The organism is Rhodospirillum sp. A1_3_36 (genome assembly GCF_047263945.1).
GTDB lineage: Bacteria > Pseudomonadota > Alphaproteobacteria > Rhodospirillales > Rhodospirillaceae > Rhodospirillum.
Genome location: NZ_JBLAVB010000001.1, coordinates 563,456 through 583,851, shown reverse-complemented (window position 1 = coordinate 583,851; position 20,396 = coordinate 563,456). Strand labels below are relative to the sequence as shown.

Genomic DNA, 20,396 nt, shown 5'->3' with positions numbered 1-20,396 from the left:
TGATAGTTTGTATTTGTGACGGGGAGGGGAGGGGGCACCATGACCGATGGATGGGACGGTGATGTCCAAGGAGCGGGTGATCCCTTGCGGGAACTGGCGGAACGGGTCGGTCTGATCGACAGCTATCACGATGCTTTTGGCGCCTTGATGACGACGCCTGACCATGCCTTGCGGGCGGGACTCTCGGCTCTGGGGGTCCCATTGAATAGGGATGAGGGGGCCATTGCCGAGGCTCTGAACCGGATCGAAGAGGACTCCTGGGGTGCTCCGCTGCCCCCCTGTCTCGTTCATGTCCTGACCGGTGATCCCATCTCCCTGCCCATCGTTTGGCCTGAGACGGAGGGTCGAGGAGAATGGACGATTTTCCCCGAGGCGGAGACCGGGGGCGTCGAAGAAAAAGGTGTCTTCGATCTGGAAGCCCTGACGGTCATTGAGGAAGGCGAAGGGGGGCGCCGCCGTCGTCTGTTGGATATTCCCCTGGCCCCAAAGCCCGGATACCACCAACTCCAGATTAGCGCTCCGGGGCGTGATCCGGTCATGATCCCCCTGATCGTCGCCCCCTCCACTTGCTGGCTTCCTGAAGGATGGGAGGCAAAAGATGGGCCTCGAATCTGGGGGATGTCGGCTCAAGTTCATGGTTTGCGCTCGGAGACCGATTGGGGGATCGGGGATTTCGGCGCGCTTGCGGCCCTGGCTCGGACCGTTGGACGTCAAGGGGGGGGCACCCTGGGGATCAATCCCTTGCATGCACTCTTCCGCGCCCGGCCAAACCATGCCAGCCCTTATTCCCCCAATTCCCGCCTGTTCCTCAACCCTTTGTACATCGCCATCTCCGATGTGCCGGAATATCCGGACGCCCAGGGAGTCGGTGCCCTGGAGCAGGACTTGGGGGCCTTGCGGGAACCGGATTATGTCGATCTGGAGGGGGTCGCCTCCCATAAATGGTCAGCCCTTGAAGCGCTGTTTCAAGTCTTCCTGGTCAAGCACCTGGGGCGTCGCACCGCCCGGGGGCTGGCCTTTAGCGCTTTTGTCAAGGAAGGGGGAGAACCCCTGCGTCGCTTCGCCCTGTTCGAGGCCCTGTCCGAGGTCCACGGCAAAGAGGGCGCATGGTCCTGGCGGAGCTGGCCAGAGGCGTTTCATGACGCCAGAAGTGCCGCCTGTACGGCCTTCTCCCAAGAAAATGCCGACCGCCTGACCTTTTATCGATGGTGCCAATTCGAGGCTGACCGCCAGCTCTCGCTGGTGGCGAGCGCCTGTGCTCGGTCCGGACAGACCTTGGGACTCTACCGGGATTTGGCTTTGGGTGCGGACCCGACAGGGGCCGATTCCTGGATTCTCGGGGACCTGATGGCCGAAGGAATCAGTGTGGGCGCTCCGCCGGATCCATTGAACGCCAAGGGGCAGAACTGGGGCTTTCCCCCCTTCCACCCGGCGCGTTTGCGAGCACAGGCCTACCAACCTTTCGTTGACCTGATTCGCGCCAATATGCGTCATGCTGGAGCCGTGCGCATCGATCATGTTCTGGGGTTGATGCGTCTGTTCTGTGTGCCCAATGGCATGGAGGGGTACGAAGGGTTTTATCTGAGCATGCCCATGGAGGATCTCATCGCGATCCTCGCCTTGGAAAGCCACCGTCAGCGGTGCCTTGTCATTGGCGAGGACTTGGGAACCGTCCCCAACGGATTCCGGGACCGCATGGCGGAAACCGGGATCCTGTCCTATCGTCTGTTTTTCTTCGAACGGGGGGAAGGGGGAGCTTTGACACCACCGGAATCCTATCCCCGGCTGGCGATGGTCGCGGCCTCAACCCATGACTTGCCTACCCTCTGTGGCTATTGGGATGGTCGGGATTTGGCTTGGAAGAACCGATTGCAACTGTGGCCCAATGATGCCTCTCGGGACGCGGAAGGATGGGCGCGCCACGGAGACCGCCCCCGGATTGCCGAGGCCTTGGCCGGTCAGGGGACGCCCTTAACGCCGATGGAAGGCTTTGAGCCGCCACCGGAATTGGTGCCTGCGGTTACCCAATGGCTGGCTCGGACGCCAAGCATCCTGGCCCTGACCCAGTTGGAGGATGTCTTGGAAATGCGGGAACAGGCGAACCTGCCGGGCACCGTTGACGAGCACCCGAATTGGCGTCTTCGGGTTCCCCTAACGGTGGAATCCCTGGAATCAGATGAGCGTCTAACCCGGATCGCGCAAATTCAGGCCCACTTTGGTCGTGGGCCTGAAGGCGAACGAGCGTAAGGAAAACGTCAGTATTGGACGTAATCGTGTACACGACAGGGGATGTTTTCCCGTCACGGGGCTTTGCCCAGTCCCCCACTGGGGCCGAAAGGCCCCAGACCCCGGGCTCTTATTTTTAAAAGAGAAATGGGGGTTTGGGGGCATTTTCCCCCAAATGGGCTTGGCTATCGCCTAAAAAAGACGAGTCACTGTCGCTTGCCGTTGGAAATAACAAACAAAAGGCCACCTCAAACGGGGGTGGCCTTTTGTTTGTTAGGTTGATCCAAGAAGCTGGCTATTAGAGTGCCTTATCTCGGAGCTCTCTAGTGGCTCTTGCGACCGAGCCCAATTTTCTTGGCAAATTCAGACCGTTGTGCCGCGTAGTTGGGCGCTACCATCGGGTAGTCGCTGGGAAGGCTCCACTTTGCCCGATATTCTTCCGGAGTGAGATCATAATTGGTCCGAAGATGGCGTTTAAGCATCTTTAGCTTTTTACCGTCTTCCAAGCAGATCAAATATTCCGGTGTAATGGATTTTTTGACTGAAACTGCAGGCTTAAGCGTTTCAGTTTTTGCTTCCGCAGCATCGGGTTCCAGTGCGTTCAGTGTCCGGAACGTTGTCTGGATCAGCTCGGGAATTTGGCTGGCCGGTACGGAGTTCTGACTCACATAGGCCGACACAACATTCACGGCGAGCTTCAAAATATCGTCCTTGCTCAAGGCTTCATTGATATCATGCATCGGTTTCGTTGTCTCTTTGTTGCTCTGTCCCTCGGGGCGAAGAAAGAAAGTCACTCTCCTTGATTGCCCTGCCCTAATCAGCGTCCTTGTGGGTTGGACCATTGATTAATTGACTAGGTGTTTGATGTTTGCACCAAGTTTTTAGTCCTGTCAATTGTCCCTCCTGCCAATTCAGTAATTTCTACTTAAGGATTCCCATAGAACTAACAATAGACATACAGACATTAGGTTGTTGTGTGGCCTTGACAGGGTTCCGCGTACTCCACGACTAGGGGAAAAGGCATCGCTGGATGCAGAAGTAAATAAGGGGCCATGTATTTCGCTGCGATCCAGAAGAATCTTAAGGGAAATAGGGAGGTCATGGCTGCAGTTGGAAAACTTTTCGAGCCGTGGTAAGACCCCCTTCATGTTCGCAAGAACGGGCGATACAATCCGCGTCCCCGTGGCAGATGGGCCAAGATCCGTCTCCCGCGTGGATAGGCGAGATAATGTGCTGCACTAGGATAAGGCATTTTCATGATCCAAGAGGCCTCTTTTCCCATTCGCGTCGTTGCACTGGCATGCGATCACGGTGCTCTAGACATGAAATCTCTGATTGCGACCCACTTGAAGACCAAGGGAATCGAGGTGATCGACCTTGGGACGCATGGAACGGAGTCGGTGGACTATCCTGATTACGCCGATGCCTTGGCTCAGGTCTTACGTGAGGGGAAGGCCGAACGTGGAATCTTGATGTGCGGTACAGGGATAGGTATTTCCATTGCCGTCAACCGGCACCGGGACATGCGGGGCGCGCTGGTGCACGATGCCTATGGCGCGCGCCTCTGCCGCGAGCATAACGACGCCAATGTTTTGGTTCTTGGTGGACGGACGACAGGTCCAGAAATCGCCAAGGACTGCGTCGATATTTTTCTGAATACGGAATTTGAGGGCGGCCGCCATGGACGACGCTTGGCCAAGTTGAGCTGAGGCTCTCCACCCGCCCCCCCTGTTTGCATGCAGCTTCTAGCCGCTCCCCGGCGGCCCACCAGACAGTAATGGATGAACAGCCATGAGCGCCTATACACCCTGGACCGGATTTTTTTCTTCCTCCGTCGCTGAAAGCGATCCCGACTTGAGCGCCGCCCTAAAAGGTGAGTTGTCCCGTCAGCAAAGGCAGGTCGAGCTGATTGCGTCGGAGAACATTGTTTCCAAGGCGGTGCTTGAGGCCTCGGGCAGTGTTCTGACAAACAAATATGCCGAGGGCTATTCCGGTCGCCGCTACTATGGTGGGTGCGAGGAAGTGGATTTGGCCGAAGATCTGGCCATTTCCCGCGCCAAGAAATTGTTCGGATGCGAATTCGTCAATGTTCAGCCCCATTCAGGCGCTCAGGCCAATGGGGCGGTGATGTTGGCCCTGGTCCAGCCTGGCGACACCATCCTGGGCATGAGCTTGGCTGCAGGCGGTCACCTGACCCATGGCGCCAAGCCCGCCATGTCCGGGAAATGGTTCAACGCCATCCAGTATGGTGTGCGCCAGCAGGATGCTCAGATCGACTTTGACGAAGTCGAGGCCCTGGCCACCGAGCACAAACCCAAGCTGATTATTGCCGGCGGGTCTGCCTATCCCAGGCATATCGACTTCCAGAAGTTCCGCGAGATTGCCGACAAGGTGGGCGCCCTTCTGATGGTCGATATGGCCCATTTCGCCGGTCTGGTCGCCGCCGGTGTGCACCCCAGCCCGCTGCCGTTCGCCGACATTGTGACGACCACCACCCACAAGACCCTGCGTGGTCCCCGGGGGGGCATGGTGCTGTCCAACAATCCGGATCTGGGTAAGAAAATCAACTCAGCGGTCTTCCCGGGCCTGCAGGGTGGTCCGCTGATGCATATCATTGCGGCCAAAGCCGTGGCATTCGGTGAAGCTCTGAAGCCAGAGTTCAAGGTTTACGCTGAAACCGTTGTGTCCAATGCCAAAATTCTGGCGGACACCTTGGCCAAAGGCGGATTGGACATCGTGTCCGGTGGCACGGACACCCATGTGGCGCTGGTCGATCTGCGGCCTAAGAAGCTGACCGGGAATGTCGCCGAACGCAGTTTGGAGAATGCGGGTATTACCACAAACAAGAACGGCATTCCCTTCGATCCGGAAAAGCCCTCGGTGACCTCTGGTATTCGCGTGGGAACCCCCGCAGGCACCACCCGGGGCTTCGGCGCGGAGGAGTTCACCCAAGTTGGCGAAATGGTCGTTGAAGTGCTTGATGGATTGGCTGTGAATCCGGAAGACAATGGTGCGGTTGAAACCGCCGTTCGGGAAAAAGTTGAGGCCCTTTGCGGTCGCTTTCCCATATATGGTGAGCTATAAGTCACCCGATTCCCGATATGGGATGTGATATCATGTGCGGTGTGGGGCGAGGAAAAGAGGGAACCGGTTGTTCCGTTGACGCCCCACACTCAGAATAACAGGGACAAGGAATAGTGGAGGTCGCGTTTCCACTCCTCCCTTCTGTCCAAAATCAATACAAAGGTCCGACCCATGCGATGTCCGTTCTGCGGCAATGGTGATACCCAGGTGAAGGACTCGCGCCCAACGGAGGACAATGCCGCTATTCGTAGACGGCGGTTCTGCCCCGCTTGCGGATCGCGCTTCACCACCTTCGAGCGGGTTCAACTTCGGGATCTGGTCGTCGTTAAGAAGAATGGGCAGCGCTCTCCCTTTGATCGGGAGAAGTTGGCTCGGTCCATCCGAATTGCCTGTCGTAAGCGGCCCGTTGACGAGGAGCGGATCGAGCGGATTGTCAGTGGCATCCAGCGTCGGCTCGAGAGCTCTGGCGAGACGGAGATCAATTCCAAGTTCATTGGTGAAATGGTCATGGAAAGCCTGGGTGGGCTGGATCCTGTGGCCTATGTACGCTTTGCTTCGGTTTATAAAAATTTCCGCGAGGCCAAGGATTTCGAGGAATTCGTCGAAACCCTGGGTGGCCTGACGGAATAGCCTTGGGGTGATAGGACCAAGCGGCGTGGCTTCCCCTTATGGACGAATCGAGGGACCGACGGACGAAGACTGGATGGGTGTGGCCTTGGGTTTGGCTGCCCGGGGACTTGGTCGAGTCTGGCCCAACCCTTCGGTGGGCTGCGTTCTGGTCTCCCCAGACGGTCGGGTCGTGGGACGGGGCTGGACTCAACCTGGCGGGCGGCCTCACGCGGAGCGAGAAGCTCTGGACCAAGCCGGTCCGCTGGCAAGGGGGGCTACGGCCCATGTTACGCTGGAACCCTGCAGCCACTATGGACAGACCCCGCCTTGCGCCGATGCCCTGATCGATGCAGGTGTGTTCCGGGTCGTCGTGGCGCTGATTGATCCGGATGAGAGGGTTTCGGGCCAGGGTCTTGCCCGGCTGAGGGCGGCTGGCATTGAAGTTCGCACCGGCGTGAGGGAGGCGGAAGCCAGGGATTTGAACCAAGGGTTCCTGTTATGCCGGATCAAGGGGCGCCCTCTGGTGACCCTGAAGACAGCAACATCCCTTGACGGGCGCATCGCTACGGCGACGGGGCATAGCCAATGGATTACTGGCCCCGAGGCCCGGCAGCGGGGGCACCGTTTGCGGGCAACCCATGATGCCATCGCCGTGGGTGTCGGTACCGTGCTCGCCGATGATCCTACGCTCACTTGTCGATTGCCGGGGTTGGAGGACCGTTCGCCCGTTCGGGTGGTTTTTGACAGCCATGCCCGTATACCTGTGAATGGAGCCCTGGTCCGGTCCGCCGACCGGATCCCGCTCTGGGTCGTGACCGGGCCTGAGGCGTCGGTGCATCGCCGTTCCAACCTGGAAAAAAAGGGGGCTCGAGTGCTCTCTGTGGCTGGGGATGACGTGGGGCGGCCCCGGGTGGACGCCGCGCTGTCGGCCCTGGCAGACCAGGGCGTTACGCGCCTTCTGGTCGAAGGGGGAGGCGACCTTGCCGGGGCTTTTCTTGCTGCCGGACTGGTCGATCATTTGGTCTGGTTCCGGGCGCCCCTGGTGATCGGCAGTGACGGGAAGGGGGCCATTGCCGCTTTCGGGGTTGACCATTTGGGGGATTCCGCCCAATTCTCCGCCCGCGCCCGCTGTGTCGCGGGGGGGGATCTGGTGGAGCATTTTGCGGCGTCGGCCCCCCTTTCCCCTATCGAGTTTTCCCTTTCGGAGACGGAGTAAAAGGTCCATGTTCACCGGCATCATCACCGACCTGGGGTCCGTGAAGGAGATCGCCAAGGATGGCGATACCCGTTTCACCTTCAACAGCAGCTACGACATGGACGAGGTTGCCATTGGCGCCTCTATCGCTTGCTGTGGTTGCTGCCTGACGGTTGTCGAGAAGGGAGCAGGGTGGTTCACCGTCCAGGCTTCTGGTGAAACTCTCTCCAAGACAACCCTCGGATCCTGGGTGGCGGGTTCGCCGGTCAACTTCGAGCGGGCGCTGGCGCTGGGGGATGAACTGGGTGGGCATATCGTTTCCGGTCATGTGGACGGTGTGGGTGAGGTTCTCGACATCACACCGGACGGGGAAAGTCACCGCGTCCGCTTTCAAGTGCCCGAAGAGTTGAAGAAATATATCGCGTCCAAGGGATCCGTTGCCATCGACGGGGTGTCCCTGACGGTCAACGAGGTCGAGGGGGCCGTCTTTGGGGTGAATATCATCCCTCATACCTTCGAGGTAACCACATTTGGGTCCCTGAAGCCCGGATCCAAGGTGAATCTGGAAATCGATATGCTGGCCCGCTACGTGGCGCGCCTGATGAACCCCGACGATTGATCGGACAGTCGATCCGTCGCCGAAGAAACAGAACGGGATAACCGCCGTGCCGTACCGCGAATATCTGGCCAAGCCGGAAGAGATCATTGAGGACGCCCGCGAGGGACGCATATTCATCCTGGTCGACGACGAAGATCGGGAAAACGAGGGCGACCTGATCATTCCTGCCCAGATGGCCACCCCGGAGACCATCAATTTCATGGCCAAACACGGCCGGGGATTGATCTGCCTGGCCATGACGGCAGACCGCTGCAAGGCGTTGAATCTGCCTCTGATGTCCCAACAGAACACCTCGCGGCATTCCACGGCCTTTACGGTGAGCATTGAGGCCAAGGAAGGAGTGACCACAGGGATTTCTGCGGCTGACCGGGCGCTGACCGTGCAGGTTGCTATCGATCCCAGCAAAGGGCCGGAAGATATTGCCTCACCGGGGCACGTCTTCCCCTTGGTGGCCCGGGATGGTGGGGTGCTGGTGCGGGCCGGTCATACGGAAGCGGCTGTGGATGTCTCACGCATGGCCGGTCTCCATCCTGCGGGCGTTATCTGCGAGATCATGAATGATGATGGGACCATGGCCCGCATGCCGGATCTGGTTGCCTTCGCCCAGGAGCATGGCTTGAAGGTGGGAACCATCGCCGATCTGATCGCCTACCGCCGCAAAACAGAACGCTTGGTTCGGCGGGAATTGGAAACGGATCTCCGGTCCTTCCATGGGGGCGATTGGCGGATGATGCTCTACGTCTCCACCGTGACCTATGGAGAGCATATTGCCCTGGTAAAAGGCGATCCCCGCAGCGGTAAGGAGCCTGTCCTGGTTCGCATGCATGCCCTGAACGTGGTCGAGGATGTTCTGGGTGACATGGACAGTGGCCATGGGGGACAACTCCACCAAGCCATGGACTTGATTGCCAAGGAAGGCCGGGGCGTCGTCGTGCTGATCCGCGAGCCCAGGTCCACCTCCCTGTCCGAGCGTCTGCGTACCCGGTTGGAGGAAGGACCCAAGGCGGGGAAACGGTTGGTCGACTATGGCGTCGGTGCGCAAATTCTGGCAGATATGGGTGTCACGGACATGATTCTGCTGTCCAATACACCGAAAAACATTATTGCCCTGGACGGCTATGGCCTTAAGGTAGTGGCTCAACGTCCCCTATCGGATGAGGAGTAAGCGAGGATGGCCGGTGGACCGCGTATTCTGATCGTCGAGGCTCGGTTCTACGACGATATCACCGATAACTTGGTCCGTGGTGCCTTGCAGGTTCTGACCGAGGAGGGGGCAGGCTTTAAGCGGGTGATCGTGCCGGGAATTATCGAAATTCCCGCTGTGATCCGCTACGCGATCCGCTCCATTGAATTGCGGGCGACGGATTATCGCTATGCCGGGTATGTGGTTTTAGGATGCGCCATCAAGGGTGAAACGGACCACTATGAAAATGCCTGCCGGGTGGCCATGGACGGGGTCAAGGATTTGACCTTGCAATACTCCCTGGCGGTGGGCAATGGCATCCTCACCTGTCAAAATCAGGAACAAGCGCTGGACCGGTCTGATCCGGAGGGACGGGACTTTGGCGGACAGGCCGCCCGTGCTTGCATGCGTATGTTGAAGGTGAAGCGGGAGCTTGGCCTGTAAGGCCACTGGTTCCTTTGGAGCAGGTTCACTCTATGCCACCCCCGGGACCCGCCCGGGGGTTTGGTCTTTTCAAGGTGAGGCCCCAAATGGGGGGCAGATTGACCCCATTGATTGGGGTCATTACGATAGAGTCTGTAGGAGAACGAGGGTCATGACCTCGAATATGAATGGTGGCGAGAGCTCGGGCGTGGCAGCCGGACCCCCGTCTAAGCCCGGACCAAAGAAAGAGCGGAGCGGTCGTCAGATCCGCAGCAGTGCGGCCCGTTTGGCTGCAGTGCAGGCGCTTTATGTCCTGGACATGGCCGGTGAGGACGCCAGGGTAGATAGTGTCGTCCTGGACTTCATGAATGGATCTATGGGGGGCATGGCTATTGTTGATGTGCCCGATCCCGAAGGGATCTTCGATCCCACCGAGGAAATAACCCCCCTGGAAGCTCCCGATGGAGAGCTCTTCGCCATGTTGACCCGGGGCGCCTGGGCCGAGCAGAAGCGCGTTGACGAGGTCATCCGGGGATGCTTGTCCAAGGAATGGCCCTGGGAGCGCCTGGAGGCGGTGCTACGGAATTTGCTACGAGGCGGAGTCTATGAGCTTCTTGAGCGGAAGCGGACCCCCCCAAAGGTGGCCATCAAGGAATACGTGGATATTGCGCTCGCATTCTATAGCGGTGCGGAATCCAAGATGGTCAACGCTGTCCTTGATCGGGTTGCCCGGTCGGCTCGTCCAGAGGCCTTCGGTCTTAAGGAAGGGTAAGGCAAATGGTGCGACGGGGGGAATTCGCCCTGATCGAGACCCTGTTTGCACCCTTGACCAGGGGGGACTCCCGGGCGCTCGGCTTGGCTGATGATGCGGCGGTTCTGGGAACCGAAGGGCTGGGTGATCTGGTGGTCAGTGTTGATGGCCTGGTATCCGGCGTTCACTTCCTGCCCGATGACCCACCGGGGACCATCGCAGCCAAATGTCTGAGGGTAAACCTGTCGGATATGGCAGCCATGGGAGCCAAACCGGTAGCCGCCTTCCTGTCCGCTTGCCTTTCCCCGACCCTGGATGACCGGTGGCTGGAGGCCTTTACCGAAGGGTTGCGCGCGGATCTGCAGACCTATTCCTTCTCCCTGCTGGGTGGGGACACCACCTCCACTCCAGGGCCAGCAAGCTTCTCCATCACCATTCTCGGATCTGTGGCACCAGGAGCTGCCCTGCGTCGTTCCGGGGCCCGTATGGGGGATGACCTATGGGTCTCCGGCACCGTGGGGGATGGCGCCCTGGGGCTGCGGGTTCTCCAGGGACCGTTGTTCGGACTGCCCGAGGTTCACCGAATGCATCTGATCGACCGCTATCGTAAACCCCAACCGCGGGTCGCTTTAGGCTTGATGCTATCCGGAGGGACAGAAGAGAAGTCGGGGCGGCTGGCCACGGCCTGCATGGATATCTCCGATGGTCTACTGGCCGATGCGGCCCATGTGGCCAAGGCGTCTGACGTGGCACTGGAAATCTGGGCGCCTGACCTCCCCCTGTCCGAGGCTGCAGCGGATTTGGTGGCCGATGACCCGACTCTGTTCGATCTGGTGCTCGGCGGAGGGGATGACTATGAACTGCTCTTCACCGCTCCACCCGAAAACCGGGAGGCCATTCTAGCGGCGGGGCAGGGGACGGATACGCTGGTGACTCGCCTGGGCCGAGTTGTGGAGGGCGCGGGGGCGCGGATTCTGGACATTGATGGGGTTGAGATCGCCCTGGCTAAACCGGGATGGAGCCATGACGGATAAGCGAAGAGGGCGAGAAGGGCTATGAAGAAGTACCTGAAAATCGGATTGATTGTGATCGTCCTCCTCCTCGTTGTGGGCGGGGGGGTGGTGGCCGGGATCAAGTTCGGTTTCATCCCTGATTTCCTGGGGCTTTCGCCCCCCGAGGCCCCTGTCGAAGAACCCAAGGCCCTCTCTCCTTTGGAACGGCTTGGACAGCCTCCCTTCCTGATTTCGCTGAATCCCATCGAGATTCCCGTGATCTCCAATGGACAGATCATCCGCCGCTGTAGTTTTGCTTTCCGCGTCCAGATCGAGCCCGAGGACACGGTCGAGGTTCGACATTTGTTCGATAAGCTGCAGTCCAAAATATTGGAGGACCTGATGGTCTTTCTGCCTCGCAACCTGGAGACTCGCGATACGGTGGACTTGATGGCCGTTAAACAACGTATGCGCCGGGTGGCTGAACAGGTGATGGGTCCGGGAAAGGTAAAAGACGTTCTCATTCAGGGGTATTTCGAGCGTTAGAGCGGAGTCAGGGCGCCCTTGCCCCCTGGGTGGCGCCCCCGGCGAGCGTGACAGGATCTTGATTTCAAGCGGATTTTTTGTTTGCCTGGTTGCCCGCACCGATTGCTTCTGGCAGGATTTCCCTGCGCGCGGAGAAGACCGCACTATAAGAAGGGCTAAACAGCCCCGGCCCTCTCCGCCCCAGCGGACCATGACGGTAATCGCACGGGAGGGAGTTCAAGAACTATGGCTGGCATTTATCTGTTCGTTATCGCCTGTGGCTTGGCGGCTCTGGCCTATGGCATCCTTACGGCCAAGGATGTTATGGCCGCAGACGCCGGGTCAGCGCGGATGCAAGAGATTTCCGGGGCTATCCAGGAAGGCGCCCGGGCCTATCTGAATCGTCAATACCGCACCATCGCCATCGTTGGTGCCATTGTTTTCCTTATTCTGATCATCACCTTAGGCTTCGCGGTGGGCGTGGGCTTCCTTCTGGGGGCCATCTGCTCCGGGGCGGCAGGTTACGTTGGTATGCACATTTCGGTGCGCGCCAATGTGCGTGTGGCCGAAGGCGCCCGACAGGGGATGGCCCGGGGGTTGGACATCGCCTTCAAATCCGGTGCTGTCACGGGCATGCTGGTGGCGGGCTTGGCCTTATTGGCCGTGGCGACCTACTATGTCATCCTGCTGGTGTTTGGGGCCGAGGGGCGAAGCCTGATCGACCCTCTTGTCGCTTTGGGCTTCGGGGCCTCGCTCATTTCCATTTTCGCCCGTCTGGGTGGCGGTATTTTCACCAAGGGTGCTGATGTTGGCGCCGATCTGGTGGGCAAGGTGGAAGCGGGCATTCCCGAAGATGACCCCCGCAATCCTGCGGTGATCGCCGATAACGTTGGCGACAACGTGGGCGATTGCGCGGGCATGGCTGCGGATCTGTTTGAAACCTATGCTGTCACGGTGGTTGCCACCATGGTTCTGGCCTCCATCTTCTTCGCAGGAAGCGACGCTATGACGTCGATGATGGCCTATCCCCTGGCCATCGGCGCGATCTGCATTCCAGGGTCCATCGCCGGAACCTACTTCGTGAAGCTGAGTAAGGGGTCCACCAACATTATGGGCGCCTTGTACAAGGGTTTTCTCGCCTCTGCGGGGTTCTCGTTGGCGGGCATTGCCCTGGTGACTGCCTGGGTTCCCGGTTTCGGTGAGATTGCCGCCGCCAAAGGCGCGGTGTATTCCGGCGGATCCCTGTTCGCCTGCGCCGTCGCCGGGCTTGTGCTCACTGGGTTGATCATCTGGGTTACCGAATATTACACGGGCACCAACTACCGCCCGGTGAAATCCGTGGCCCAGGCCTCGACCACGGGGCATGGCACCAATGTGATCCAGGGGTTGGCTATCTCCATGGAGGCCACCGCTGTCCCGGCCCTGCTGATTTGTGCGACGATCATCGTCACCTATCAGTTGGCGGGGCTCTTTGGCATTGCCATTGCCGTGACCAGTATGTTGGCGCTGGCAGGCATGGTGGTGGCGTTGGATGCCTATGGGCCGGTGACCGATAACGCGGGCGGCATCGCCGAAATGGCGGAGCTGGAAGAAAGCGTTCGGAACACGACCGATGCCTTGGATGCCGTTGGCAACACCACGAAGGCGGTGACCAAGGGGTATGCCATTGGCTCCGCAGGCTTGGGAGCCTTGGTGCTTTTTGCCGCCTATACGGAGGACTTGGCCTTCTTTAAAGGCAATGTGACGGACTATCCTGCTTTCGCGGGCGTGGATGTGAACTTCTCCCTGTCCAGCCCCTATGTGGTGGTTGGCCTGTTCCTTGGGGGACTTTTGCCCTATCTGTTCGGCGCCATGGGCATGACCGCCGTCGGTCGGGCAGCAGGGAGTGTGGTGGAAGAGGTCCGGCGCCAGTTCCGGGAAATCCCCGGGATCATGGAGGGTACGGGCAAGCCCGAATACGGCAAATGCGTTGACATGCTCACCAAAGCGGCGATCAAGGAAATGATTATTCCCTCCTTGCTGCCCGTTCTGGCTCCCATCGTCCTGTTCTTTGTCATCGAGGCCATTGCCGACCGCTCCGCTGCCTTCTCTGCTGTGGGGGCCATGTTGCTCGGCGTGATCGTCACCGGGTTGTTCGTGGCTATCTCGATGACTGCGGGCGGTGGTGCTTGGGACAACGCCAAAAAGTACATCGAGGACGGCCATCACGGGGGCAAGGGGTCTGAAGCCCATAAAGCTGCGGTCACCGGTGATACCGTGGGGGATCCCTATAAGGACACCGCAGGTCCAGCGGTGAATCCCATGATCAAGATCACCAACATCGTCGCCCTTCTGCTGTTGGCGGTTATGGCGCACTAGAGTGCTCGGAGATCAAGTTGGGCCACTTTGCGGTCACGCTAAACGACAGGGAGTGTTTTCCCGTCACGGGGCTTTGCCCCGTCCCCCACTGGGGCCGAAAGGCCCCAGACCCCAGGCTTTTATTTATAAAAGAGAGATGGGGGTTTGGGGGTATTTGCCCCCAAATGGGCTTGGGCTATCGCCCAAAAAAAGACGAGACACTGTCGTGTACCGTGACGCCTTAAATCCGAATCGATTTAAGGCCGATAATTTGATCTAGAATCATATACTTAGAGTATCGAGCGGCGAGGATCGAAACCCCCGCCACTTCCAAGGTTTGGTGAGCCAAACTCACCAAACCTGCCAACACCGCCTCACGCCCTGAGAGGAACCCCGGTCGTATTGGCCGGGGTTTTTCCGTCACGGGACTTTGCCCCGTCCCCCACTGGGGCCAAAAGGCCCCAGACCCCAGGCCACTCTTTTTAAAAGAAGAAGAGAGGGTGGGCTATCGCCCAAAAAAGATAAGACACTGTCGTGTACTGTGTGTGTTTCGCGACCAAACTTGGCCTCGAAGATACTCTAGAGCATGTTGCGTGAAATGTGATTCACGCAACATGCTCTAAACCTCTGACATTGAAGCAAATCGTCACGCCTACGGCGTGCGTTCCGCCCGTCGCAATCTGTTCCAGATTGCTCGGGATTTGCTCTAAAACTTATAGAATGAGAGTGAAATGGGGGTGGCCGACGGTATATAAGCAGATCTGTTCTGATATCAGGATAAGGGAGGGTCCCGAATGTCGTTTTCCCTGTCGGGCAAGAAGGTTTGGGTGTCCGGTCACCGCGGTATGGTTGGTAGCGCTGTCATGCGGCGTCTGGCCGGTGAGGAGTGCCAGTTGCTCACCGTCGGGCGTTCCGAAGTCGACCTGATGCGTCAGGTGGAGGTGGAAGACTGGATGGCCGAGGCCCGGCCTGACGTGGTGATCGTCGCCGCAGCCACGGTGGGGGGGATCCATGCCAATAGCACCCGTCCGGCAGAATTTATCCATGACAACCTGATGATCGCTAACAATGTGATCGATGCTGCCCATCGAACCGATGTGGAAAAGCTGCTTTATCTGGGGTCCTCTTGCATTTATCCCCGGCTGTCTCAGCAACCCATCCCCGAGGACGCCCTGTTAACCGGTCCGCTCGAGCCGACCAATCAGTGGTATGCCGTGGCTAAGATCGCGGGGATCAAGCTCTGCCAAGCCTATCGTGCTCAATATGGCCGGGACTACATCAGCGCCATGCCGACCAACCTATATGGTCCTGGTGACAATTTTGACCTGATGTCCAGCCATGTTTTACCTGCATTAATGGCAAAGCTTCACGCTGCGAAGTTGGCCGGAGCGGCCTCCGTTACCATCTGGGGCTCAGGCAAACCCTTGCGGGAATTCATGTATGTGGAGGATCTCGCCGATGCCTTGGTCTTTCTGTTGAAGGCCTATTCGGGGGAAGAGCATGTGAATGTCGGTGTGGGTACCGATGTGTCCATTGCTGAGGTTGCGGCGATCATGGCTAAGGTGGTTGGGTTTCAAGGGGAGTTTGTGCACGATCTGGATAAGCCTGACGGCATGCCGCGCAAGTTGATGGACAGCAGCCGTCTTTTGTCCATGGGCTGGAAGCCCAGCACCAACCTGGAGGATGGGTTGGCCAAGACATACCAATGGTTTGTAGAGCAAGAAGCCCATCGGAATGATCGGGGTTAGTGAAAGGGAAAGTGAAACTCAGCTTGAGTTAAGCTGGCCCAATTTCACTCTATTTATACACCGTTTCTCCGAAAATCCGCAAACTGTGCTTCGCAGTTTCTGGGCTCTGCTCAGACCCGCAAAGGGTCGGCGGACCCTTTGATCCCAACAGGGGGGCCAGGGCCTCAGGCCCCGGTTTGGGGGGGCGAGGCAAAGCCCCGCGCCAATTTGATCTAGATTCAACAGGTTGAGCATCGAGTGGACCGGAAAACCGGTGCCCACTTTTCCGCTCGATGCTCTAGAAGTTGTCGGTATTGGGCGCAAAGCGACCGATATTGCCAAACAGTTCCTGGAACATGTTGGTTTCCGTGCCCCGCGTCGGGGTTTCCCGGCTCACAATGGTGATGTTCTGACCGTCCTCCTTGGTCAAAGTCCGTACATCACTTACCGTTCCCGTTGGATCGAACTGCACTGCGAGAACGGTGCGGGCCAGTTCGTCGGCTTTCAGAAAAGCCACCTGTTGGGTCTGACTGCTGATGTAATACCAAGTTTCGCCACCAAACATGGAGGTGGCCGAGGGTGTTCCCAAAAGGGCCTGAACGTCCGCCCGGGTATGGGTCCCCGTCTCGACCATGGACATGCTTTCCGAATTGGGCAGGTTCCCATGGGCGATAATGGTATCCGAACACCCCGCAAGGAGTCCCGATGTCCCAATGGCGAGCATCAGCGCCATGCAGATGCCGTATCTGCGTCGGGGAGCGCCAGGGCGAAACAGGGTAGAGGGCGTCATCTCGGAAGTCTCCAGGGCATTTCGGCAAGGGAACGCGCGATCCTACAGGCAGGCGACGGGAAACGGAAGATGACTCAGAGAAACGAAAGCACCTTATCGGGCTTTTGGAACAAAAGGACGATCTTCCCCATTGCCAATTGGGGTCAGGGAAGCCATTTTGAGCCGACTTCCAACTGATCGCTGCCGAACAACCCGTTGTCGCGAGTCCGTTGTCGTTTGTTCCAAAAGGTTCCCCATCCATGCATCTCCCCTTTTTTCAGCGCCGCCGCCAGTATGAGGACGCTGCCCATGCCCTGTATGGTATTCTTGTGGGGCAGGCACGGCAGCCCGCGTTTTACGAGGCAATGGGTGTTCCCGACACCGTGGATGGGCGCTATGACATGCTGGTCGTCCACGCGGCTCTGATCCTGCGGCGCCTCTCCGTTGTACAGCCGGATGTGACTGCGAACAGACGGTCGCCTTCGGCTCGGCTGGCCCAGGAGCTGTTTGATCTGCTCTTTAAGGACATGGACCGAAACCTGCGGGAAATGGGCGTGTCCGACTACAAAGTTGGCAAGGAAATAAAAAAAATGGCTCGAGCCTATTATGGTCGAGCCCTGTCCTATGAAACAGGCTTCAAGGATGGCTCCCTGGAGAAGGCGCTGACCGAGAACGTCTTTAGGGCGGCAAATCCCAAAGCAGATCCGGCCAAGGTCGCGCTTCTGGCCGCTTACATGAGACGAGAGGCCAAAGCCTTGGAATCCGTGCCTGAAGAGCGCCTGTTGGCCGGGCAGATGAGCTTCGGCCCGCCCCTCGGCGCAGAGACGCCAGAGGATGACGCATTCTGATCAGGAAGGGCGACCCCATGAACGAGACCTCAGCCGAACCAAGTCCGCCCCCCGGGGATGGCCCCATATCCGAGTTTCATCGACCCATTGATCCCTTGGCCCTGCCGGGGAAGGGCCGAACCCACATTCTGGAAGCCCGAGAAGACGAGCGGAAGGCTCTGGCCATACGCCTGGGCGTCTTGGACATCCTGTCTCTGACCGCCAAGGTCAAGGCGACTCCCATGGGTGGTACGCCGCTGATTCGGGTTGAGGGGCATTTCGACGCATCCCTTCGGCAGACATGTTCCATTACTCTGGTCCCCATTGAAACCCGGGTGAGTGAGGATTTTGTCCTGACCTACGGTCCACCGGGACAAGAGGAAGAGAGTGTCCCCGGGGGAAAGGAAATTCAGTTGCATATGGAGGAATCTGATCCCCCGGAACCCATCACTGCGGGCCGCATTGATCTGGGCGAGGCCGTTGCCGAGCACCTGTCCCTGGCCATAGATCCGTTTCCCCGCGCACCAGGGGCGCGGTTCGAGCCGAGCGCCGATCTGAACGTTGATGCCAATGAGCCGGAGAGGACAAATCCTTTCGCTGTTTTGGCAGATCTGAAGAAAAAATAAAAAAAAGCTCCGTGACGCTTGCCCGACTGGGGGTTTTTCGTTACATAACCACGCTCTCCCGCACTAGGAAACGCGTGCGGGTCCGTCCCATTTAAGAGACATAGAATCATGGCTGTTCCTAAGAAGAAAACTTCCAAATCCCGCCGCGATATGCGTCGGTCCCACGATGCCCTGAAGCCCTCCGCCCACGGCGAATGTCCGAACTGTGGCGAGCTGAAGCGCCCTCATCACGTCTGCGCATCCTGCGGGCATTATGATGGCCGCGAGGTGGTGTCCGAGGACGCGGCGTAAGCTTCGTTTCCGGACCCAATCCCCCATGACCTTGTTTTCCCCTAGCAAGTGGAACTCCTTCGGTGGCTGGTGATATCATCATCGCCGTGGATGCCATGGGTGGGGATAAAGCCCCCGACATGGTCGTCAAGGGTATAGGCCTCGCCCGTAAGCGATTTCCGGATGTGCAGTACCTACTCTTCGGGGATCGGGCACGCCTGGAGCCTTTGGTCACGCGTTTGCCAGAGGTGGCCGAAGTTTCGGAAATTCGACATGCACCAGATGCCGTGTCGGCCGATGCCAAGCCCTCCCAGGTTGTGCGCACAGGCCGAAAGTCGAGTCTCTGGCTCGCCACGGAATCGGTAAAGAATGGAGAGGCGGCCGGTGTTGTCTCTGCAGGGAATACCGGTGCTTTCATGGCCGTAGCAAAGATTATCTTGCGGACCCTGCCGGGCATTGACCGGCCGGCCATTGCTACGCTTTTGCCGACACAGCGCGGAGAAAGCGTGGTGCTGGACCTTGGCGCCAATGCTGAATGCAACGCCAACAACTTGGTGGAGTTTGCCATCATGGGGGAGGTGTTCGCGCGCACGGTGCTGGCTCTGGAACGACCCACGGTTGGTATCATGAATGTGGGGTCAGAAGCGGGAAAGGGGACGGATGCCGTTCGCGGTGCCGCTACGGTGTTGAGCGATAGCACCCTCCCCATCGAATTTCACGGCTTCGTGGAGGGCGATGATCTCGCCAAGGGTACCGTTGATGTGATCGTGACCGATGGGTTCACCGGAAACGTCATGCTCAAGACTGCGGAGGGGACAGCAAAGCTCTATTCCCAGTTCCTGCGCAATGCTTTTGGCAGTTCCCTGTTTGCCAAGATGGGGTATCTTCTGGCGCGCCCGGCTTTGAACAAGGTTCGGACTCGGACGGATCCGCGCCGTTATAACGGTGCCATGTTCCTCGGATTGAACGGCGTGGCCGTAAAAAGCCACGGCGGAACCGACGAACTGGGCTTCGCCAATGCCCTTGGTGTGGCCGTCGATCTGGTGAGGCAGGGATTTAACGAATCCATCAAAGGTGAATTCGAGAAGGTCCAAGTTCCACAGGTCCCCGCGTCCGTCTGAGGGGCTCGGTCAAATCTTCGAGCCGTGTATGGGCCGGAAATTCGGTGCCGCTTTTCCGCATCACGGCTTTAGACAGCTAAGGACAATCGGTATGTTGCGTTCCGTTCTCGCGGGCTGCGGTGCGTATTTGCCCGCGAACAGGGTGACCAACGACGATTTGGCCAAGCGGGTCGACACATCCGACGCGTGGATTCGCGAACGGACTGGTATTGAATGTCGGCATTTTGCAGCCGACGGGGAAACGACCTCTGATCTTGCGACCGCCGCAGCCAAGTCTGCCCTTGACGATGCCGGTCTCGATGCTGGGGACATTGACCTGATCGTCCTGGCAACAGCGACGCCAGATAATACCTTTCCTGCCACGGCGACGAAGGTTCAAGTGAAGCTGGGCTGCCGTCCCGGCTTCCCGGCCTTCGACCTGCAGGCGGTTTGCTCCGGATTCCTCTATGCCCTGACCGTTGCGGACAACTTTGTTAAGGCGGGCCAGGCGAAATGCGCTCTGGTGATCGGCGCGGAAACCTTCTCACGCATCTTGGACTTCAATGACCGGACGACCTGTGTCCTGTTTGGCGATGGCGCAGGTGCGGTGGTGCTGCGAGCCGAGAATGGGGACGGGACAACCGCGGATCGGGGAATCCTGTCCACACATTTGCATGCCGATGGTTGCCAGCATGATCTGCTTTATGTGGATGGTGGCCCGTCATCTACCCAGACAACGGGCTTTTTGCGCATGCATGGGCGGGAGGTCTTCCGTCACGCGGTTGTGAATCTGCGCGACGTCGTTTTGGAGGCCCTGGATGCCACGGGCCTGACCGTCGATGATTTGGATTGGGTGGTTCCCCACCAAGCCAACAAGCGTATCATCGACGGGACAGCCAAAAAACTGGGCGTCCCGTTGGAGAAGATCATCACGACCATTTCCCAGCACGCCAATACCTCAGCTGCGTCCGTGCCCTTGGCTCTCTCCGCCGCCCGGGCCGATGGCCGAATCAAGGTGGGAGATTTGGTCCTTTTGGAAGCCATGGGGGGCGGATTCACCTGGGGATCGGCTCTGGTGCGGCTTTAAGGCGCTCTCCATCCCAGATAATTACGGACTTTTGGTTCGAATGCGG

Annotated in this window: 20 protein-coding genes; 18 read left to right on the top strand and 2 right to left on the bottom strand. The window is 58.7% G+C overall.

The genetic code is table 11. The features are described from left to right. The first annotated feature begins 39 nt into the window (after window positions 1-39). The gene (malQ, locus tag ACLIRY_RS02520) at window positions 40-2,247 is read left to right on the top strand and encodes a 4-alpha-glucanotransferase (RefSeq protein ID WP_413203760.1); all 2,208 of its coding nucleotides are present in this window, start codon (window positions 40-42) and stop codon (window positions 2,245-2,247) included. A 302-nt stretch (window positions 2,248-2,549) separates the two neighbouring features. On the opposite strand, the gene ACLIRY_RS02515 is transcribed toward malQ, so the two are convergent. Continuing rightward, window positions 2,550-2,966, bottom strand: a complete 417-nt coding sequence (locus ACLIRY_RS02515) for a MucR family transcriptional regulator (RefSeq protein WP_413203759.1) — start codon at window positions 2,964-2,966, stop codon at window positions 2,550-2,552. Between the two features lie 516 nt (window positions 2,967-3,482). Between ACLIRY_RS02515 and rpiB the strand changes: the two genes are divergently transcribed. From rpiB to fcl, 12 genes are all read left to right on the top strand, one after another. After that, on the top strand, window positions 3,483-3,935 hold the full coding sequence (gene rpiB / locus ACLIRY_RS02510; protein ID WP_413203758.1) for a ribose 5-phosphate isomerase B: 453 nt from the start codon (window positions 3,483-3,485) through the stop codon (window positions 3,933-3,935). A gap of 82 nt (window positions 3,936-4,017) precedes the next feature. After that, window positions 4,018-5,310: a serine hydroxymethyltransferase gene (gene glyA / locus ACLIRY_RS02505; protein ID WP_413203757.1), complete on the top strand. Its 1,293-nt coding sequence runs from the start codon at window positions 4,018-4,020 to the stop codon at window positions 5,308-5,310. A 171-nt stretch (window positions 5,311-5,481) separates the two neighbouring features. After that, window positions 5,482-5,940 (top strand): transcriptional regulator NrdR, encoded by a 459-nt coding sequence (gene nrdR, locus ACLIRY_RS02500; protein WP_413203756.1) that lies wholly within the window; start codon window positions 5,482-5,484, stop codon window positions 5,938-5,940. 73 nt (window positions 5,941-6,013) lie between these two features. After that, the gene (gene ribD / locus ACLIRY_RS02495; protein WP_413204185.1) at window positions 6,014-7,135 is read left to right on the top strand and encodes a bifunctional diaminohydroxyphosphoribosylaminopyrimidine deaminase/5-amino-6-(5-phosphoribosylamino)uracil reductase RibD; all 1,122 of its coding nucleotides are present in this window, start codon (window positions 6,014-6,016) and stop codon (window positions 7,133-7,135) included. Window positions 7,136-7,142: 7 nt separating this feature from the next. Next, window positions 7,143-7,733 carry a riboflavin synthase gene (locus tag ACLIRY_RS02490; RefSeq protein WP_413203755.1) on the top strand — a complete coding sequence of 197 codons (591 nt, stop codon included), beginning with the start codon at window positions 7,143-7,145 and terminating at the stop codon, window positions 7,731-7,733. A 46-nt stretch (window positions 7,734-7,779) separates the two neighbouring features. After that, window positions 7,780-8,898, top strand: a complete 1,119-nt coding sequence (gene ribB, locus ACLIRY_RS02485; protein ID WP_413203754.1) for a 3,4-dihydroxy-2-butanone-4-phosphate synthase — start codon at window positions 7,780-7,782, stop codon at window positions 8,896-8,898. 6 nt (window positions 8,899-8,904) lie between these two features. Then, window positions 8,905-9,360: a 6,7-dimethyl-8-ribityllumazine synthase gene (locus tag ACLIRY_RS02480; protein ID WP_413203753.1), complete on the top strand. Its 456-nt coding sequence runs from the start codon at window positions 8,905-8,907 to the stop codon at window positions 9,358-9,360. Between the two features lie 151 nt (window positions 9,361-9,511). Further along, window positions 9,512-10,111 carry a transcription antitermination factor NusB gene (nusB, locus tag ACLIRY_RS02475; protein WP_413203752.1) on the top strand — a complete coding sequence of 200 codons (600 nt, stop codon included), beginning with the start codon at window positions 9,512-9,514 and terminating at the stop codon, window positions 10,109-10,111. Window positions 10,112-10,116: 5 nt separating this feature from the next. Next, window positions 10,117-11,124, top strand: a complete 1,008-nt coding sequence (gene thiL, locus ACLIRY_RS02470; RefSeq protein ID WP_413203751.1) for a thiamine-phosphate kinase — start codon at window positions 10,117-10,119, stop codon at window positions 11,122-11,124. A gap of 21 nt (window positions 11,125-11,145) precedes the next feature. After that, entirely contained in the window at window positions 11,146-11,628 is a 483-nt protein-coding gene (locus ACLIRY_RS02465; RefSeq protein WP_413203750.1) for a hypothetical protein, read from the top strand. A gap of 225 nt (window positions 11,629-11,853) precedes the next feature. Continuing rightward, on the top strand, window positions 11,854-13,965 hold the full coding sequence (locus ACLIRY_RS02460; protein WP_413203749.1) for a sodium-translocating pyrophosphatase: 2,112 nt from the start codon (window positions 11,854-11,856) through the stop codon (window positions 13,963-13,965). Between the two features lie 773 nt (window positions 13,966-14,738). Continuing rightward, a complete protein-coding gene (gene fcl / locus ACLIRY_RS02455) occupies window positions 14,739-15,692 on the top strand; it encodes a GDP-L-fucose synthase (RefSeq protein ID WP_413203748.1) in 954 nt (317 codons plus the stop codon). A gap of 277 nt (window positions 15,693-15,969) precedes the next feature. Here the strand turns inward: fcl and ACLIRY_RS02450 are convergent, their stop codons facing one another. Continuing rightward, window positions 15,970-16,461, bottom strand: a complete 492-nt coding sequence (locus tag ACLIRY_RS02450; RefSeq protein ID WP_413203747.1) for an outer membrane protein assembly factor BamE — start codon at window positions 16,459-16,461, stop codon at window positions 15,970-15,972. A gap of 239 nt (window positions 16,462-16,700) precedes the next feature. Between ACLIRY_RS02450 and ACLIRY_RS02445 the strand changes: the two genes are divergently transcribed. The 5 genes from ACLIRY_RS02445 to ACLIRY_RS02425 all read left to right on the top strand — a co-directional run bounded on the left by ACLIRY_RS02445 (window position 16,701) and on the right by ACLIRY_RS02425 (window position 20,350). After that, window positions 16,701-17,288: a ubiquinol-cytochrome C chaperone family protein gene (locus ACLIRY_RS02445; RefSeq protein WP_413203746.1), complete on the top strand. Its 588-nt coding sequence runs from the start codon at window positions 16,701-16,703 to the stop codon at window positions 17,286-17,288. A gap of 17 nt (window positions 17,289-17,305) precedes the next feature. Beyond that, entirely contained in the window at window positions 17,306-17,893 is a 588-nt protein-coding gene (locus ACLIRY_RS02440; protein ID WP_413203745.1) for a YceD family protein, read from the top strand. 108 nt (window positions 17,894-18,001) lie between these two features. Then, complete coding sequence (gene rpmF / locus ACLIRY_RS02435; protein ID WP_413203744.1) at window positions 18,002-18,184, top strand: 50S ribosomal protein L32; 183 nt, start codon at window positions 18,002-18,004, stop codon at window positions 18,182-18,184. Between the two features lie 62 nt (window positions 18,185-18,246). Then, window positions 18,247-19,284, top strand: a complete 1,038-nt coding sequence (plsX, locus tag ACLIRY_RS02430; protein ID WP_413203743.1) for a phosphate acyltransferase PlsX — start codon at window positions 18,247-18,249, stop codon at window positions 19,282-19,284. A 91-nt stretch (window positions 19,285-19,375) separates the two neighbouring features. Then, window positions 19,376-20,350: a beta-ketoacyl-ACP synthase III gene (locus tag ACLIRY_RS02425; RefSeq protein WP_413203742.1), complete on the top strand. Its 975-nt coding sequence runs from the start codon at window positions 19,376-19,378 to the stop codon at window positions 20,348-20,350. Window positions 20,351-20,396 lie beyond the last annotated feature (46 nt).

What these genes read in the sequence shown, in the direction of transcription:
- malQ (WP_413203760.1), top strand. Translation starts at nt 40, where the DNA reads ATGACCGATGGATGGGACGGTGATGTCCAAGGAGCGGGTGATCCCTTG.
- ACLIRY_RS02515 (WP_413203759.1), bottom strand. Translation starts at nt 2,966, where the DNA reads ATGCATGATATCAATGAAGCCTTGAGCAAGGACGATATTTTGAAGCTC.
- rpiB (WP_413203758.1), top strand. Translation starts at nt 3,483, where the DNA reads ATGATCCAAGAGGCCTCTTTTCCCATTCGCGTCGTTGCACTGGCATGC.
- glyA (WP_413203757.1), top strand. Translation starts at nt 4,018, where the DNA reads ATGAGCGCCTATACACCCTGGACCGGATTTTTTTCTTCCTCCGTCGCT.
- nrdR (WP_413203756.1), top strand. Translation starts at nt 5,482, where the DNA reads ATGCGATGTCCGTTCTGCGGCAATGGTGATACCCAGGTGAAGGACTCG.
- ribD (WP_413204185.1), top strand. Translation starts at nt 6,014, where the DNA reads ATGGGTGTGGCCTTGGGTTTGGCTGCCCGGGGACTTGGTCGAGTCTGG.
- ACLIRY_RS02490 (WP_413203755.1), top strand. Translation starts at nt 7,143, where the DNA reads ATGTTCACCGGCATCATCACCGACCTGGGGTCCGTGAAGGAGATCGCC.
- ACLIRY_RS02480 (WP_413203753.1), top strand. Translation starts at nt 8,905, where the DNA reads ATGGCCGGTGGACCGCGTATTCTGATCGTCGAGGCTCGGTTCTACGAC.
- nusB (WP_413203752.1), top strand. Translation starts at nt 9,512, where the DNA reads ATGACCTCGAATATGAATGGTGGCGAGAGCTCGGGCGTGGCAGCCGGA.
- thiL (WP_413203751.1), top strand. Translation starts at nt 10,117, where the DNA reads ATGGTGCGACGGGGGGAATTCGCCCTGATCGAGACCCTGTTTGCACCC.
- ACLIRY_RS02465 (WP_413203750.1), top strand. Translation starts at nt 11,146, where the DNA reads ATGAAGAAGTACCTGAAAATCGGATTGATTGTGATCGTCCTCCTCCTC.
- ACLIRY_RS02460 (WP_413203749.1), top strand. Translation starts at nt 11,854, where the DNA reads ATGGCTGGCATTTATCTGTTCGTTATCGCCTGTGGCTTGGCGGCTCTG.
- fcl (WP_413203748.1), top strand. Translation starts at nt 14,739, where the DNA reads ATGTCGTTTTCCCTGTCGGGCAAGAAGGTTTGGGTGTCCGGTCACCGC.
- ACLIRY_RS02450 (WP_413203747.1), bottom strand. Translation starts at nt 16,461, where the DNA reads ATGACGCCCTCTACCCTGTTTCGCCCTGGCGCTCCCCGACGCAGATAC.
- ACLIRY_RS02445 (WP_413203746.1), top strand. Translation starts at nt 16,701, where the DNA reads ATGCATCTCCCCTTTTTTCAGCGCCGCCGCCAGTATGAGGACGCTGCC.
- ACLIRY_RS02440 (WP_413203745.1), top strand. Translation starts at nt 17,306, where the DNA reads ATGAACGAGACCTCAGCCGAACCAAGTCCGCCCCCCGGGGATGGCCCC.
- rpmF (WP_413203744.1), top strand. Translation starts at nt 18,002, where the DNA reads ATGGCTGTTCCTAAGAAGAAAACTTCCAAATCCCGCCGCGATATGCGT.
- ACLIRY_RS02425 (WP_413203742.1), top strand. Translation starts at nt 19,376, where the DNA reads ATGTTGCGTTCCGTTCTCGCGGGCTGCGGTGCGTATTTGCCCGCGAAC.